13 protein-coding genes and 2 tRNA genes are annotated in these 17,002 nt (G+C 33.9%); 6 read left to right on the top strand and 9 right to left on the bottom strand.

Annotated features, from left to right (window positions below; translation table 11 throughout):
• Window positions 1-3: 3 nt before the first annotated feature.
• The 4 genes from BT156_RS10200 to BT156_RS10215 form a co-directional block, all read right to left on the bottom strand.
• Window positions 4-76: transfer RNA gene (locus tag BT156_RS10200), tRNA-Phe, on the bottom strand.
• A gap of 118 nt (window positions 77-194) precedes the next feature.
• Window positions 195-267, bottom strand: a tRNA-Phe gene (locus BT156_RS10205).
• A gap of 108 nt (window positions 268-375) precedes the next feature.
• Entirely contained in the window at window positions 376-2,217 is a 1,842-nt protein-coding gene (locus BT156_RS10210) for a lysophospholipid acyltransferase family protein (protein WP_072409786.1), read from the bottom strand.
• A gap of 22 nt (window positions 2,218-2,239) precedes the next feature.
• Window positions 2,240-3,478 carry an aspartate kinase gene (locus BT156_RS10215; RefSeq protein WP_072409788.1) on the bottom strand — a complete coding sequence of 413 codons (1,239 nt, stop codon included), beginning with the start codon at window positions 3,476-3,478 and terminating at the stop codon, window positions 2,240-2,242.
• A 324-nt stretch (window positions 3,479-3,802) separates the two neighbouring features.
• Between BT156_RS10215 and fbp the strand changes: the two genes are divergently transcribed.
• Both fbp and BT156_RS10225 read left to right on the top strand, forming a co-directional pair.
• Window positions 3,803-4,819 (top strand): class 1 fructose-bisphosphatase, encoded by a 1,017-nt coding sequence (gene fbp / locus BT156_RS10220; RefSeq protein ID WP_072409790.1) that lies wholly within the window; start codon window positions 3,803-3,805, stop codon window positions 4,817-4,819.
• Window positions 4,820-5,821, top strand: coding sequence for an o-succinylbenzoate synthase (locus BT156_RS10225; RefSeq protein ID WP_072409792.1), 1,002 nt, complete (start codon window positions 4,820-4,822; stop codon window positions 5,819-5,821).
• Between the two features lie 238 nt (window positions 5,822-6,059).
• Here BT156_RS10225 and BT156_RS10230 read toward each other — a convergent pair whose 3' ends face one another.
• Entirely contained in the window at window positions 6,060-7,193 is a 1,134-nt protein-coding gene (locus BT156_RS10230; RefSeq protein ID WP_072409794.1) for an alpha/beta hydrolase, read from the bottom strand.
• A gap of 160 nt (window positions 7,194-7,353) precedes the next feature.
• Between BT156_RS10230 and BT156_RS10235 the strand changes: the two genes are divergently transcribed.
• Window positions 7,354-9,027 (top strand): glutamine--tRNA ligase/YqeY domain fusion protein, encoded by a 1,674-nt coding sequence (locus BT156_RS10235; RefSeq protein ID WP_072409795.1) that lies wholly within the window; start codon window positions 7,354-7,356, stop codon window positions 9,025-9,027.
• Window positions 9,028-9,261: 234 nt separating this feature from the next.
• A complete protein-coding gene (locus BT156_RS10240) occupies window positions 9,262-10,440 on the top strand; it encodes an MFS transporter (protein WP_072410095.1) in 1,179 nt (392 codons plus the stop codon).
• Between the two features lie 46 nt (window positions 10,441-10,486).
• On the opposite strand, the gene BT156_RS10245 is transcribed toward BT156_RS10240, so the two are convergent.
• On the bottom strand, window positions 10,487-11,452 hold the full coding sequence (locus tag BT156_RS10245) for a YpdA family putative bacillithiol disulfide reductase (RefSeq protein ID WP_072409797.1): 966 nt from the start codon (window positions 11,450-11,452) through the stop codon (window positions 10,487-10,489).
• A 57-nt stretch (window positions 11,453-11,509) separates the two neighbouring features.
• On the opposite strand from BT156_RS10245, the gene BT156_RS10250 reads away from it, so the two are divergent.
• Together BT156_RS10250 and BT156_RS10255 are read left to right on the top strand one after the other, a co-directional pair.
• On the top strand, window positions 11,510-11,920 hold the full coding sequence (locus BT156_RS10250; protein ID WP_072409799.1) for an EVE domain-containing protein: 411 nt from the start codon (window positions 11,510-11,512) through the stop codon (window positions 11,918-11,920).
• 81 nt (window positions 11,921-12,001) lie between these two features.
• Window positions 12,002-12,637, top strand: a complete 636-nt coding sequence (locus BT156_RS10255) for a hypothetical protein (protein ID WP_072409801.1) — start codon at window positions 12,002-12,004, stop codon at window positions 12,635-12,637.
• On the opposite strand, the gene BT156_RS10260 is transcribed toward BT156_RS10255, so the two are convergent.
• The 3 genes from BT156_RS10260 to BT156_RS10270 all read right to left on the bottom strand — a co-directional run bounded on the left by BT156_RS10260 (window position 12,634) and on the right by BT156_RS10270 (window position 16,998).
• Window positions 12,634-13,938: a glycosyltransferase family protein gene (locus BT156_RS10260; protein ID WP_072409803.1), complete on the bottom strand. Its 1,305-nt coding sequence runs from the start codon at window positions 13,936-13,938 to the stop codon at window positions 12,634-12,636. The two genes, BT156_RS10255 and BT156_RS10260, sit on opposite strands and share 4 nt — an antisense overlap.
• Before the next feature lie 85 nt (window positions 13,939-14,023).
• Window positions 14,024-14,431, bottom strand: coding sequence for a GxxExxY protein (locus tag BT156_RS10265; protein WP_072409805.1), 408 nt, complete (start codon window positions 14,429-14,431; stop codon window positions 14,024-14,026).
• A 32-nt stretch (window positions 14,432-14,463) separates the two neighbouring features.
• Window positions 14,464-16,998 (bottom strand): YfhO family protein, encoded by a 2,535-nt coding sequence (locus tag BT156_RS10270; protein WP_072409807.1) that lies wholly within the window; start codon window positions 16,996-16,998, stop codon window positions 14,464-14,466.
• Between the last annotated feature and the right edge of the window lie 4 nt (window positions 16,999-17,002).

The following is a 17,002-nucleotide window of genomic DNA, read 5'->3' on the forward strand; positions in this document are numbered from 1 at the left end:
TTGTGGTTTCTCCAGGAATCGAACCAGGGACACATGGATTTTCAATCCATTGCTCTACCAACTGAGCTAAGAAACCGTATGTTTTGGTTTGTTACTTCGTTGTTCAAAGTGGGTGCAAAAATAATATTTTTTCTTATACCGTGCAAATCTTTTTTTGCTTTGGAATAAAAAACCGCCTTTCGCAAGGCGGTTTGTGGTTTCTCCAGGAATCGAACCAGGGACACATGGATTTTCAATCCATTGCTCTACCAACTGAGCTAAGAAACCGTATATTTTTGTTTGACTTACTTCGTTGTTTTAAAGTGATGCAAAAGTAGTAAGTTTTCATATATGAAGCAAGTATTAACCGTACTTTTTTCTAATAAAAATAAAAACTTACTGATTCTCAGGAGAATTATTTTCCTGTTCCTTTCTTATTTGCTCACTCATTTCCTCTAATACAGGCTTTATCGTGCTTTCCGGAAGGTCACTTATTCTGATGTACATTAATCCGTCAATGGCATCATTGAAGTTTGGATCTACATTAAATGCAATAACTTTTGCGTTTTGCTTGATATATTTTTTAATTAAAACAGGTAATCTTAATTCCGGTTCAAGGTCATCAATGATTTTATCTAATTTATTTAAATCAGATTCCATTTCTTCGAAGAATAAGTTTTTATCCCTTTCGCGAAGCTTTACTTTATACTCGTTTCTTGGTGTAATGTATTGAGCTACAGCGGAATCGTAGTAATTTGAACGCATGAATTCGATCATTAATGATTTTGAAAATTCAGAGAATTTATTGGAAATACTCACACCTCCCATCAAAAATTTATGATCAGGATTTCTTAAACAAACATGCACGATCCCTCTCCATAAAAGGAAAAGCGGAAGTGGTTTCTGCTGGTATTCCTGACAGATATAAGCTCTCCCCATTTCAATCACCTTTTTAAAGAAAGGATGGATGTCTTGTTCAAACTCAAACAAAGAGCTGGTGTAAAATCCTTTAATTCCGGATTTTTTCATCACTTCCTTACCTAAAGCCATTCTGTAGGCACCAACCAATTTTTCCTCAGCATTATCCCAAAGAAAAAGATGATGATAGTGTTTATCATATTCATCAAGGTCAAAAGGCAGGTTACTTCCTTCTCCTACAGCACGGAATGTAAGCTCTCTTTGGCGTCCGATTTCTCTCATTACAGAAGGAATTTCTTCGTAAGCCGTAAAATAGATCTCGTAATTACCATTGCTGAAAAGCATTTTATCAGTGCCTTTTAGCTTGCTGATGTCATTAATAATGTCTTCTTTTGGAGTTTCATCAATGATATTCTGTACAATATTTTCTTCTCTAAGTAAAGGAAATTTTACATACAGATTTTGAAGATTAATAACCTGAGCAAGAGATTTTCGCTTTTCGTAGTAAGATTTCATCATATAAACCTTACGCTTGAGGAATTCTCCCAATTCTTCCATGGTTTCCATTTCGTCCATAGCCTTTACACCGATGGGTTTTCCAATTCTGATACGGATTGGCTTTTCTCTGTCGTTCATCATTTCTGCGGGAAGCATCAATGTCTGTAAATTCGGGTGGATTTTGGCCACCTGATAAAAAAGACGGCTGTTCTTTGCATGGAAATACATAGGAACCACCGGCACTTTTGCCATTTTAATAAGCTTTAGCGCCGGTTTTTCCCATTCTTTATCTAAAATTTCTCCGTAAGGATTGTTTTTATTTGAAACTTCTCCTGCAGGAAAAATACCTACACAGCCTCCGTTTTGCAAATGCTTTAAAGTTTCGCGCATTCCGGAAGAGCTGCTGTAAGCTCCTTTTCTGTTTTCAAAAGGGTTTACAGAAATTACGTACGGTTCCATAGGTTTTATTTTTTCCAAAAGGAAATTTCCCATTACCTTGAAATCCGGACGTACTTCTGATAAGATCTTACACATTAAAATCCCGTCGATCGCGCCAAGCGGATGGTTGGAAACCAGAATAAACGGTCCCGTTTTTGGGATCTTAGCGAGATCTTCTTCAAAAGCGACATAGCTTAAGTTTCTCTCTCTCACGAATGAGTCGAAAAAGTCTTTACCTTCCTTATCTTTTAGTATATCGTATAGTCTATTTACTTCATTTATTTTAGCAATGCTCATCACAGCAGATGCTATTGGATTCTTTAAAAATCCTATTTTACTTAAGCCGGAAGCTTGAATTAAATCGTTTTTCGATATTAAACTCATGTGTGTTTAGTCGCAATTAGTTTTATTGTGTTACCATTTGAAGCGTATTCTTTGAAATCTGTTCCAATAATACACTTTTTTCTTGGTAAAATTTATCAATGTTCTCCATCTTCGCATTTCTCACGGTAAATAAAGATACATTTTTAACCACTTCAGTTTTAAATATTTTCTGAAGTTCTTCATTAAGCTCGTCTATTTTGTTAAATTTATCTTCCAGACATAAAGCTAGTGAAATTGCAGAATTCTGCATCAAAGAAACTTTAATTTTATATTTTGCTAAGAAGCTAAAAACCAAACTCATGTGATCTTCTGCTACAAAAGAGAAGTCTCTGGTAGAGATTTTTAACAAAGTTTGATGTTCTTTTAAAATATAAGATTCCTGAAATTCGTTTTTGTCTGAAGCGCCTACTTTTGTTCCTTCTTTTGTAGGGTCTACGAAAGATTTAACATAAAAAGGAATGTCTTTTTGCTGTAAGGGCTGTAATGTTTTCGGGTGGATGATACTTGCTCCGTAATACGCCATCTCGATCGCCTCTTCATATGATATATTAGAAAGAAGTGTAACATCCTTGAATTTTCTTGGGTCTCCCGTCATAACTCCCGGAACGTCTTTCCAGATCGTCATTGCATCTGCATTTAAACAATATGCAAAAATCGCAGCAGAATAATCTGAACCCTCTCTTCCTAAAGTTACTGTAAAATTATTATCATCAGATCCAATAAACCCCTGCGTTACATAGCAGATTTCAGGATTTAAGGTTGACATAAATTCTTCAGTTCTTTTCCAGTCTACATTTCCGTCTCTGTAAGAATTGTCGGTTTTTATATAATCTCTGGCGTCTAACCATTGATTGGTAAACTGTATTTCATTTAAATATTCACTTACGATTTTCGTAGAGATCATTTCTCCACAGCTTACAACCTGATCGTACACGAAATTGTAATTAGGTGATTTGTTTCTTCGTAAAAAAGAATCGATATCATCAAAAAACAAATTGATTTCTGCAAAAACAGCATGATTTTCAGGAAATAAGCCTTCCGCAATTTCAATGTGTTTTCGTTTTATCTTTTCAATCTCAGTTTGATAGTTGTCCTTCTTGAAATAAAGTTCTACAACTTTTTCCAATTCATTGGTTGTTTTGCCCATCGCTGAAATTACCAGCAGACATTTGGCAAATCCCTGGCTTTCTAATACCATGGATACATTTTTTACACTTTCAGCATCTTTCACCGATGCTCCACCAAACTTGAAAATTTTCATTAAATTGTTAAAAATAAAATTGTTAGATAAAATTTAATTGAGTTTTTTACGGAGGTCAAAATTATAAATTTACAACGAGATATGAAAGAGGCGGGCGAGTAGACCTACTTAAGATTTTATTAAAATTAAAAATTAACCCAATTTATTGAATTTTTCATTCCTTAGCTGGCTAAATTGGTGATCCGTTTTCATGTTACAATTTATGATAAGAGTAGTTATTTGTAGTGTATGGTTTTGATATACAGTACTTAATGTGTTTTAAAAGAAAATTCTTTATAATGTTGTAAATTTTACGAAATTTGAGCAAAACGTAAAAAGAAAAATATGTCAGATCAACCATTACAGACTTTAGGAGAATTTCTCATTGATAAGCAGGACGATTTCCAATATTCTACAGGAGAATTTTCACGTCTTTTAAGCGCAATAAGACTAGCTTCAAAAGTAGTAAACAGAGAAGTAAATAAGGCGGGAATTGCAGATATCATTGGAAAAGCGGGAAATGAAAATATTCAGGGAGAAGAGCAGCAGAAACTTGATGTGATCGCTAATGACATTTTTATTACGGCATTATCTCAAAGAGAGGTAGTTTGTGGTATTGCTTCCGAGGAAAATGATGATTTTATTGACATTAAATGTGGAGAAAACGGTCATTTAAGCAAATATGTTGTATTGATCGATCCTTTGGACGGTTCTTCAAATATTGACGTCAATGTTTCTGTAGGAACTATTTTTTCAATTTACAGAAGAGTAACAGAGCCAGGAACTCCGGTTCAGCTTGAAGATTTTTTACAAAAAGGAATTAATCAGATTGCAGCGGGGTACGTTATTTACGGTTCTTCAACGATGATCGTGTACACAACTGGAAATGGCGTGAACGGATTTACACTAGATCCTTCATTGGGTACCTATTACCTTTCTCACCCGAATATGAAGTTTCCGGAAACAGGAAAAATTTACTCTATCAACGAAGGAAATTATATTAAATTCCCTCAGGGTGTTAAAAATTATCTTAAATATTGTCAAATGGAAGAAGGTGACAGGCCATATACTTCAAGGTATATTGGTTCGTTAGTTGCTGATTTTCATAGAAATATGTTGAAAGGTGGAATTTATATTTATCCATCTTATTCACAGGCTCCGAATGGTAAATTGAGATTGCTTTATGAATGTAATCCAATGGCTTTCCTGGCTGAACAAGCTGGTGGAAAGGCGACAGACGGTTTCAGAAGAATTTTGGAAGTTGAACCAACAGAATTACATCAAAGAATTCCATTTTTCTGCGGAAGTGTCAATATGGTTGAAAAAGCAGAGGAATTTATGCGAATTGACAGTGTAAAATAAATGAAAGCAGAATATTTTAAATATTTATTAGAATTCAAGCGCCCGAGTGGAACATCTCGCGGCGTTTTGTATGAAAAGGAAACCTTTATTCTTGAAATTTCAGAAAATGAAATGAAAGGCGTAGGAGAATGTGCTATTTTCAGAGGATTAAGTTTTGATGATAGGCCGGATTATGAAGAAAAACTGCAATGGCTTTGTGAAAATATTCAAAAGGATTCTGAATTTTTAAAAGAAGAATTAAAAGAGTTTCCATCCATTTGGTTTGGATATGAACAAGCTGTTTTGAACCTAAAGCATGGGGAAAATCTCTATTTTCCAAGTGAATTTACAGAAAGTAAATCTCCAATCATTATCAATGGTCTGATCTGGATGGGAGACATTCATTATATGGAAGAACAGATTCAGGATAAACTTGAAAAAGGCTTTCACTGTATTAAATTAAAAATTGGTGTCGATTGGAAATCTGAACATGAAGTTCTTCAAAAACTAAGAGAAAAATTCTCAAAACAGAAATTGGAATTGCGTGTTGATGCAAACGGTGGCTTCAACAAAGAAGAAGCAAAGGTTGTTTTACAGCAATTGGCAGATTTGGATATTCATTCAATTGAGCAACCAATAAAAGCCGGAAATTGGGCTGATATGGCAGAATTATGTGCTGAAACTCCAACTCCAATAGCATTAGATGAAGAATTAATTGGAATTACTGATTTTAATGAAAAGAAAAAGCTTTTAGAAGCTATAAAACCTCAATATATCATTTTAAAACCATCTTTGGTAGGAGGTGTTTCCGGTTCTGGTGAATGGATTTCTCTTGCCGAAGAACTTAATATCGGTTGGTGGATCACGTCTGCCTTGGAAAGTAATATTGGTTTGAATGCGATTGCTCAATATACGTTTACGAAAAATAGCAAAATGCCTCAAGGTCTAGGGACAGGAGGCTTATTTACAAATAACTTTGAAAGTAAGTTAGATTTGAAAGGGGAAAAGCTGTTTTTTAAATAGTAATTTTAGGGTCGAATAAATGTTGTATTTTGGGTTGATAATCAGATGATTAAATCACGTCTTTTACGAAAATTGCTTTCTTAATATATTGCAATAAATAAGAAAACTTGCTTTTAACTTTTTTCATGATAAAAAATTTAGTATTTCTCTGTTTAATGATTTTGCAATCTCTATGCCAACACAAGCAATTGCTTTAGGTGCTCATATTTGATTTTGTCATATACTTAATTTAAAAATATTATTGTGAAGTAATTGTGAATGTATTTTCATTATTTTTTAACCTATGTGCGATAAGATTCCTATCCACACCATACAAGTTTTGAAAAATATCATTTTGAACTTGCGAACTGGAAAGGTATCCCCAATGATTTCCGATATCATATTTCAATCCACCCAATGCATCATCTTCTACAAAAGTACAATCGATGATGGAAACAATATCTTTGAATTTTTGAATGTCACTCGGCCCGTTTTTGCCTAATCTCGGTGTCAAAATATTCTTTGTGAACTGAGAAATTCCAAGAATGGTATCTTTTCTGTTTAAATAAATGGAAATTCGATTTGCCAGCAAGGGAAGTTTATTAAATGAATCTTCCGAATCCTCAAAAACTTTATAAGTAACATCAGAATTCAATAATAAAACCTGATCGATAACTCTTAAAATATTTTCTTTTTTCAAACTGTACAACATACTTTGAAGCACCCGATTTCCCATGGAATGAGCCATCAAATGAATTCTCTGATTGCAGGGAACAAGATCACGGTTCGAAAAAATATCCTTTAAAAACTGCGTATAAAAGTAAAATAATCTCATCAAAGAGGCTCCGGAGTTGATGCTGGAAGCCTTATCATCAAAATAAGTCAACGGCACAATACTGCTCGAAGCCGGCCAACTCACAAATAATATATGCTCAACTGGCGATGCCGGATTATCAATAAATAATTTTTTAAGATCAATAACTGCTTTTAACTCATCATCAAAATCATAAGCATACCCATGAATAAATATCAAAACATCGCTTCTATCCTTTGTAGAAGACATGTTTTTATACAATTCATAAAACATTCTTTGGGTTCCGCCAAGGTTATCAGCTGTTAAAGTTGATTTTTTGAGATCTTTTTCATTGAGTAAAACATCCAAAACATCTTGGTAACCTTGTTTTTCAGGCTCGGAAAAGAGTTGGTAGTTGAGAATATTTCGATTGGTATAATCCTTTTTCTTTTTAACTGCGGCAGTTGGTTCTTTATAGTTGTCAAAATCACATTTTGCTATCCTGAAATTAGGAATAGAGTATTCATCATTAGAAAATGAATCTGTTTTTTCACCTTTATGGCGAACGATTTTTCGATTGCTTAGAATATAAACAGCCATGTTGTTGTTATTTGAGAAACGGGTTCTTAGTTAATTTCTAAGTTAAATAAAAATATTGAATTATTAATAATTATAGTTTTAAATTATAATTTCCGTAAACGCCTAAATTTTCCTAAATTTGCAAATTGTCGTGTAGAGCGACATCTTAAAGCGAATTTTAATGGAAGAAGAAAAAAAATCACTCAATTTTATTGAGCAAATTATAGAAGATGATTTGGCAAACGGTCTTAAAAATGATCAGATCCGTTTCCGTTTTCCACCTGAGCCAAACGGTTATCTGCATGTAGGTCACACAAAAGCGATCTGCATCAACTTCGGTTTGGGTGAAAAATACAATGCTCCCGTAAACCTTCGTTTCGACGATACGAACCCTGAAAAAGAAGAGCAGGAATTCGTAGATTCTATCATGAAAGATGTTGAATGGTTAGGTTTCAAATGGGATAAAGTTTTGTATGCATCAGACTACTTCCAGCAGCTTTATGATTGGGCCGTTCAGTTGATTAAAGATAAAAAAGCTTATGTTGATGAGCAGCCATCTCAAACGATTACTGAACAAAGAAAAAATCCTACAGAACCGGGAGTTGAATCTCCGTTCAGAAATCGTCCGGTTGAAGAATCTTTAGATTTATTCGAAAGGATGAAAAATGGTGAATTTGAAGAAGGTTCAATGTCTCTTCGTGCAAAAATCGACATGGTTTCGCCTAACATGAATATGCGTGACCCTGTTATGTACAGAATTTTGAAAAGACCTCACCACAGAACAGGAACAGATTGGAAGATTTATCCAATGTACGACTGGGCTCATGGTGAATCTGATTATTTAGAGCAGGTTTCGCATTCATTATGTTCTTTAGAGTTTGAAAATCACAGACCGCTTTACAATTGGTATTTGGAGCAGGTTTATGACGAATCTAAAGTAGCACCAAAGCAAAGAGAATTTGCAAGGATGAATGTTTCGTATATGATCACTTCTAAAAGAAAACTGCAAAGGCTTGTTGCTGAAAATGCAGTGACCGGATGGGATGATCCAAGGATGCCTACGATTTCCGGAATGAGAAGAAAAGGTTTTACGCCTACTTCCATCAGGAATTTTATTGATAAAGTGGGGGTTGCAAAAAGAGAAAATTTAATTGAGATTCAATTATTGGATTTCTGTGTCCGTGAAGATCTGAATAAAGTAGCTAAACGTGTGATGGCAGTGGTAGATCCGGTCAAACTGGTGATCGAAAACTATCCTGAAGGAAATGAAGAATGGTTAGAAACTGAAAACAATCCTGAGCAGGAAAATGCCGGAACAAGGCAAGTTCCTTTCTCAAGAGAATTATATATTGAGCGTGAAGACTTTAAAGAAGAAGCGAACAATAAATTCTTCAGGTTGAAATTAGGCGGAGAAGTCCGTTTAAAATCTGCTTACATCATCAAAGCTGAAAGAGTGGAGAAGGATGAAAACGGAGAAATTACAACCATTTACGCTTCCTATGATGAAAAATCTAAATCCGGAAGCGGGACAGAAGAAAGTTTAAGAAAAGTAAAAGGTACGTTACACTGGGTGTCTGCGAAACACGCACTTCCTGTAGATGTAAGAATTTACAATAACTTATTCACTGTGGAACAGCCTGATGCTGAGAAAGATATAGACTTCTTGGATTTCATTAATCCAGAATCTGTCTCTACGATTAAAGGTTTTGCTGAACCTAGTTTAAAGGATGTTGCTGTTGGAGAACCGCTTCAGTTCCAAAGAATTGGATATTTTACGAAAGATCAGGATTCTACGGATACTACGTTGGTATTCAACCGTACTGTAACATTAAAAGACTCTTATAAGCCGGAGTAAAAATTTATTTATATCATTATAAATGAAACAGGGCTTAATTTTTTAAGTCCTGTTTTTTTGTGTCATTGCGAGGTGCGATGTGACGAAGCAATCTCAAGAATATTAAAATTTAAGAGTCCCGAAGGGACGACCTAACAAAGAATAGGATAAGATTCTATTCAATTAAAAAGAAAAATTGTGAAATTAATCAACATATATACTAATTCATTCAAAGGACTTTCTGAGGAAAGTTGGATGCTCGCATTGGTAATGCTCATCAATCGTGCGGGTTCGATGGTACTTCCGTTTTTGGGAGTTTACATGACGAGCCATTTACATTTTAGCATTGAAAATACAGGAATTGTTCTGAGTTTTTTCGGAATAGGATCTGTAATAGGATCTTGGTTGGGAGGATTTATAACCGATAGAATCGGGGAGTATAAAGTTCAGTATATGAGCTTGTTATTAAGCGTACCTCTGTTTTGTTTAATTCCTGTTTTTAAAACAGAAATAGGAGTGGCAGCAATCATTTTACTGCAAAGTATTGTAAGTGATACATTTCGTCCTGCCAACTCGGTAGCGATCACAAAATATGCAAAACCAGAAAACATCACGAGAGCATTTTCATTAAATCGTATGGCGGTCAATTTAGGATTCTCTATTGGTCCTGCTTTGGGAGGAATTTTATCTGCTATTTCTTACAATTTTTTATTTTACAGCAATGCGTTAGCAGCTTTATTAGCTGGAATATTGTACATTTCTTTCTTTTATAAACGAAATAAATTAGCAAAAGTAAGAATGACAAAAGTGAAAGAAGCGATTGAGGTTAAAAAAGAAAATTCACCTTATAAAGATGGTAAATTCTTGATCTACTGTTTCTTTTGTTTACTGTTTTCGATGTGTTTTTTCCAGTTATTCAGCACGTTGACAATCTTTTATAAAGATGTTGCAAAGCTGAGTCAGGAGAATATCGGTTATATTTTAGGATACAGCGGTTTTCTGATCGTTTTGCTCGAAATGGGATTTGTACAGATCGCTGAAAAGTATTTTAATTTAGCTTTTACCATGCTTTTCGGAACTTTTATTTGTGGGATTGCCTATGCAATGATGGCTTTTGATTATAGCATGATCACGTTGGTCATCTCGATGACAGTACTTTGTATCGGAGAAATCTGGACGTTGCCTTTTATGTCTACAATCACCGCAAAACGTTCCGGAAAAAACAATAAAGGAGCTTATATGGGGCTGAACGGGATTTCTTTTTCCGCAGCATTTATTATTACTCCGTACTTAGGAACTTTATTGGCTGAAAAGTTTGGATTTAATGCTTTGTGGATCGGAACCGGAGTTTTAGCGACATTTATTGCAGTCGCTTTTTACTTTATTGTTCCATGGATGTTGAAAGATAATAGAGAAATGGAAGAGGTAATATAAATATTTGCAGGATTAGATTTAATTAATAGCATATTCTCCAAGGCAGTTATTTGTTTTGGAGAATATTTTTTATAATCATTTCTGCATGAATTCTTGAGTTTTCTATAAACCAAAGATGGGTGTCTTTTCCGCCACAAACAACGCCTGCCAAATAAAGATTTTTGACATTTGTTTCCATTGTTTCAGCATGATAAACAGGGTTTAAACATTCTCCCTGAAGATCAATTCCTGAATTTTTTAAAAACTTAAAATCAGGAAGATAGCCCGTCATTGCCAACACAAAATTATTTTCAATCTCCTGAATTTGTCCGTTTTCGTCTTTAAAAATAACTGAATCTTCTTTAATTTCAATAATTTCAGAATTAAAATGAGCGGTAATACTTCCTTCGGCTATTCTGTTTTCAATATCAGGTTTTACCCAATATTTTACATTTTTTGAGATTTCGGAATGACGGATAATCATCGTGACTTCGGCTCCTTTTCTATACGTTTCCAACGCTGCATCTACGGATGAATTGCTAGAACCCACAACCACAATTTTCTGTTTTGCATATGGGTAAGGTTCCGTATAATAATGTTTTACTTTTTCCAGATTTTCTCCGGGAATATTCATCAGATTTGGAATGTCATAGAATCCTGTTGAGATAATTACATTTTTTGCTAAATATTTTCCTTTAGAGGTTTCAACTTTAAAAATGTCATCGTTTTTAGAAACTTTTATTACTTTTTCGTACAGATTAATATTGATGTTTTTCTGTCTTGCAATTCTCTGATAATATTCTAAAGCTTCCTGTCTACCGGGTTTTGGAGCTGTTGATATGAATGGTATTTCATCTATTTCTAATTTTTCGGCAGTAGAGAAAAATCGCATATATAAAGGATAATTGTATAACGAATTCACAATGGTTCCTTTTTCTATAATTATATAAGTCAGATTATTTTTTTTAGCTTCAAGGGCACAATTAAGTCCGATGGGACCGGCTCCGACAATGAGAATATCTAAAATTTCCATGATGCTAAGATATTGAAAAACTTTCTTACCTTTAATTGAATTCATGAATATCAAACAATGAAATATTATATTGCTGTTGCATCAAAAGATCATATCGAAAGAGGGGTAGAAGGCGGATTTATGCAGGCCAATCATGGAAAAGCAACTTCTCTAAAAAGATTAAGAACAGGAGACGGAATTATCTTTTATTCACCAAAACGCTACTTTGAAAAGGATGAAAAATGCCAGTGTTTTACCGCGATTGGCGAGGTCAAAGATGAGGCGATTTATCAAGGAGTTATGGCTGCCGGTTTTAATCCGTTTCGTAGAAATATAGATTTTTATGATAGCAAAGAAACTTCAATTATTCCTTTAATTGATGAATTAGATTTTATTTTTGATAAAAAGAGGTGGGGATTTTCCTTTAGATTTGGTTTTTTAGAAATTCCTGAGAAAGATTTTCAATTCATTAAAAGTAAAATTATATAATGCTGCTAATGTAAATTTTGAATTAAAAAGCATTAAAAAACGGCATCACTTTTGGTTATTTTCATTGATTAATATTAAAAAATGAAAAAATTATTACTATCAATATTCATTGTAAGTCTTGTTGCCTGTAAAAAAGAGCCAAAACCTAATGGTTATAAAATTAATTCTACAGCCCAAACGACAGTTCAAACTTCAAAACCTAATCAACCTGCCATAACTAGAGAAGAAATCATAAAAGAAGCTAATGACGAGCTTATGAAAGCCCTGAAAGATAAAGACTACAAAAGATTTGCAGAATTTATCCATCCCGAAAAAGGGGTTCGGTTTTCAATGTACGCTTTTGTTGATCCAAAAAATGATAAACAATTTTCTAAAGTTGATTTTGAAAAATATCAACCAACGAAAACTCTTTTCACTTGGGGTTCTTATGACGGTTCGGGAGATCCTTATAGAGCAACAGTTAATGATTATTTAGGAAAATGGGTTTTCTCAAAAGACTTTACTGCGTCTCAGTTTTCTTTGGATAAATTTCAAGGCGGAGGCAATTCTTTAAACAATTTAGAAAACATATATCCTAAACTTAATTTCACAGAAAACTATATCAAAGGCACTGAAAAAAATAGTGAAATGGATTGGAAAACACTTCGCTTCGTATTTGAAGACTTCAAAGGAAAATATTATTTAGTTGGAGTGATTAACGATCAATGGACTATTTAATCTAAGATCTCAACCAATTTTTTTGTAAGATTCTTTCTTGAAAACTGTTCAATATTTTGGCTGTTTTCAAGAAGGTTTCCATTTTTCCACAATTCAAATTTCTCTAATATAAAACTTTTTATTGTTTCGGAATCTTGATAACTAAAATGTTTTCCTGCGTGAGTTTCATTTAATATTTTTGAAACATCTGCCTGATCCGGGCCAAAAGAAATAATCTGTTTTCCTGTTGCCAAATATTCAAATATTTTCCCCGGAATAATTCCTTTCGAAGATTCATTAGGGAAATTTGTAATTAAAAGTACATCAGAAGTTTGCATTTCTGTGATCGCTTTATCGTGAGAAATATATCCTAAATTTAAAATGTGATTTTTTAAACCAGAATTTTCAATTGTATTTAAAATTTTATCATCAATTCTTCCCACAAATTTCAATGAGAAATTTTCTGCAAAATCCGAGTGAGTTTTCACTAAATCATCAAGGGTTTTCCAAAGGTTTTCAGGATTTCTAAGCTGTTCTAAAACTCCAATATAGCTTAATGTAAATTTTTGTTTGAGAGTTTTAGAGTTTGAGGATTTTAGAGTTTGAGTAGCATCTGTTTCATCAAAACCATTCGTAATACAAATCGCATTTGCTCCATTTTTGCGGAAATTTTCAGCATCGGTATAACTTGTCGCTAAAGTAATATCAGCATTTTTGAAAACAGCACTTTCTAATTGTCGATGTTTTTTATCGGAACTTTTGGTTAGTTTTAAATGTTGATAGTAAGAAATTTCCGTCCACGGATCACGAAAATCGGCAATCCATTTTAGATCTGGGAGTTTCTTTTTAAGGTTTAAACCAATCAAATGCAAAGAATGAGGTGGTCCCGAAGTGACCACAACATCAATTTTATTTTCTTTTAAATATTGTTGTAAAAATTTTACAGAAGGTTTTACCCAAAAAACTCTGGCATCAGGAATGAAAAAATTTCCTCTTACCCAAATCGAAAGTTTAGATTTCCAGCTTTGGTTTTTACCGACATCAAACTGTCCGGCTTTGAACTTTTTATTACTTTTATTAAGCTTTTCAGCCAGTTGATAAGGTTCCCAGATCTTAGTTTTAATGATTTCAATATTCTCTGGAATATCTTTCATTAAACTTTCATCCAACAAAGGATAACTCGGATTTTCGGGTGTGAAAATTACTGGTTTCCAGCCAAATTCAGGTAAATATTTTGCAAATTTTAACCATCTTTGAACACCGGGACCTCCCGCAGGTGGCCAGTAATAGGTGATGATTAATATTTTCTTTTGAGAATCCATTTATATTTATTTTAACCGCAAAAGAGACAAAAGATTTTTATTGCTTTGTAGATATTCAATAGTTGACAAAATATCGGTTAACATTTTAGTCATATTGCTCAAAATATTTATTTATAAAAGTTTCTTGACCAAAATGATATACGTTTTTCACATTGAAATTTACGAGTATTCCTTTCGGAGCCTTTAATAAGTTCATGTAATTTAGAATCTGAGATTTATGGATATCTAAAATAGAGGATACGGATTTTATTTCTAAAACTATTAAATCTTCAATTAAAAAGTCACATTTAAAATCGCAGTTCAAAAGTTCGTCCTTATAAATTACGGGTATTTGAAATTCAGATTTATATTCAATATTTCTTAATTTAAATTCTTTTTCTAATGCTTTATGGTCTACGATTTCTGCTAAACCTGCACCTAAAATCTTATGCACCTCAATACAAGCTCCATTAATTCTATAGGTTAGGTCTGTAATATATTTTTGAGTAATCATTAAAATAAAGCCTTTTTCAAACTTTTGAATTCCTAAATATTCTCAACTTTTCTTTTGTCTCTTTTGCGGTAAATGAAATAAATCCCGAAACCACTTAATATAATGAATAATCCGAAGCAAAGTAAAGAAATCCATTTTCCTGTTTCGATAACTTCCGGTTCGAAGATCATTCTGATGTTATGTTTTCCTGCAGGAACATGTACTGCACGAAGTAAATAATCAGCTTTTATGTAAGGAACTTCTTTGTCGTCTACGAACATTTTCCAGCCGTGAGGATAATAAATCTCAGAGAATACCGCCAATTGTGGAGTTTTAGATTCTGACCTGAACTCTAACTCATTTGGTTGATATTTCGTTAAATTAATAAACGCCGTCGGATCTGCCTGAACAGGTTTATTGTTGAAATATTCTTTATCTGCAGAAGCAATAACAGCTGTTTTCTTACTGTCGATTACTCCGATTGACTTAATTTCTTGGTTAGGACTGTTCACAAATTTTAAGTCGCTCACAAACCATGCATTGCCGTTAGCTTTTGGATTTGGCATGGCCTGAGGATGTTCCGGATCACCTGCCACCCAATACTTGGCGTTCAGTAAATTAAGAACGTTAGGAAGTTTTACAGAATCCATTACCTGAAAATATTCATTGATAACATCATCATACCTTCTCAATTTTACGGCGTGGTAACCTCCAATTGAAGATTTGAAATATGACGTATTGGTCTCGCTGAATGTTCCTAAAAGATTATTAAAAATCCTGTAATGAGTTTTATCTTTTTCAGCAATAGTTTCCAATGTTTTATTGACCTGAACATTCGCTAAAATTGATCCCAAACTAGGATTTGCCTGTACTTTTTCAGCTAGAAGATCTGAACTTTCTGTCTGGAATGGATTTTCCGCAAAAACTTTATCTACATAGTTTTCATCATTTAAATAACGTTTGTTTACTGTCCAAAGATCAAATAAACTCACGACTCCAAGGATGATCAAAGCTATATTTTGATTTAATTTTTTCTTTAAAACCATAAATAAAGCTCCAGCTGCGATGGCAACGTAGATAAATGCTTTGATTGCATCAATTCTGAATAATTTGAATCTTTCATCCACTAAATAATCCAACAGGAAAGGCGGGAAATATAGTTTTTCGTTTTCTGTATGGAAACCTAATAAAGATTTTCCAAAAATCAATAGAATTAATAAAAATCCTAATGTTCCGCCGCCAACATAAAGAAGAATTTTCTTTTTGTATTCTTCCGTTAATTTTTCGTCTGTAAAGAATCTGTACAATCCGATAATCGCGATTAAAGGGAATAGAAGTTCTACGATAACCAAAATAGAAGAGGGCGCTCTGAATTTATTGTAAATAGGGACGAAGTCTATAAAAAAGTCTGATAAAGGCATAAAGTTACTTCCCCAAGCCAATAAAACGGTCAGAATGGAAGCCCCTAAGATCCAGTAACGGTATTTTTTCCAGGCGAAAAAGAAACCTAATAAAGCTAAGAAACAAACAATTGCTCCCTGATAGGCCGGTCCTGAAGTTCCCGGTTGGTCGCCCCAATAGGTTACACTTCCAAAGCCTTTAGTAATTCTATCATATTCGGCTTGTGAATGCACATTTTCCTGAACAAGTTCCTGAACTTTATTCATAATGTCTTTAGCTTCAGGCTCCTGACTTCCGCCACCCATTAATCTTGGGATGAACAGGTTTAAAGTTTCCAGTCTTCCGTAGCTCCACATCAGCATACTTTCTTTATCCATTCCGGATTTTCCTGAAGTATGAGTGTCGTTGTCTAAGATCTGTTTTCCACGAACGGTTTCTTTTACATATTCGGCATTGGCCATAATTCTTTGAGAATTCATTCCAACTCCGATGACGCAGGCTGCAGCAATAATTCCCGAAGAAATTAAGAAATGCTTCATTGGTGTTTTCTTTTGAATAGCTCGGATAAGTTCGGATAAGAATAAAAACCCGAGTGCAATGAAAAGATAATACGTCATCTGTGGGTGGTTCGCCGCTATCTGAAGTCCCATAAACAGGGTTGTGACGATGAATCCCCAAATATAATTTTTCCTAATATAAACGAGTAATATTCCGGCTAAAAGGGGCGCGAAATATTCAATAGTATTCACTTTACCATTGTGTCCCGCTGCAATAATAATATAGAAATAGGTGGAAAGTCCGAAGAAAGTGGCTCCTAATAAAGCGTATTTCCAGTTTCTGACTGCAACCATTCCTAAAAGGAAAAATCCTGCAAAAAGTAAGAAAAGATAATTAACCGGTCTTGGGAAAAAGTTCAGGTTGCTATCAATTTTTTTGATAATATCTCCTTTGAACTGGCTTCCCATCTGATAAGTTGGCATTCCACCAAACATGGAATCACTCCAATACGTTTCATCTCCGGTATTTGCTCTGTAGTCGAGAAGTTCTTTTGCACCTCCTCTGTACTGAACAATATCATGCTGGAAAAGCTGTTTTCCTGTAAACACAGGTGTGGAATATAAAAATGCTAAAACTATAAATACGACTAATGAAGCTGCAATATAAATTAAGTTTTTATTTTTCGCCATTTCG

Origin of the sequence: Chryseobacterium limigenitum (assembly GCF_900114875.1) — a bacterium.
Taxonomy (GTDB): Bacteria; Bacteroidota; Bacteroidia; order Flavobacteriales; family Weeksellaceae; genus Chryseobacterium; species Chryseobacterium limigenitum.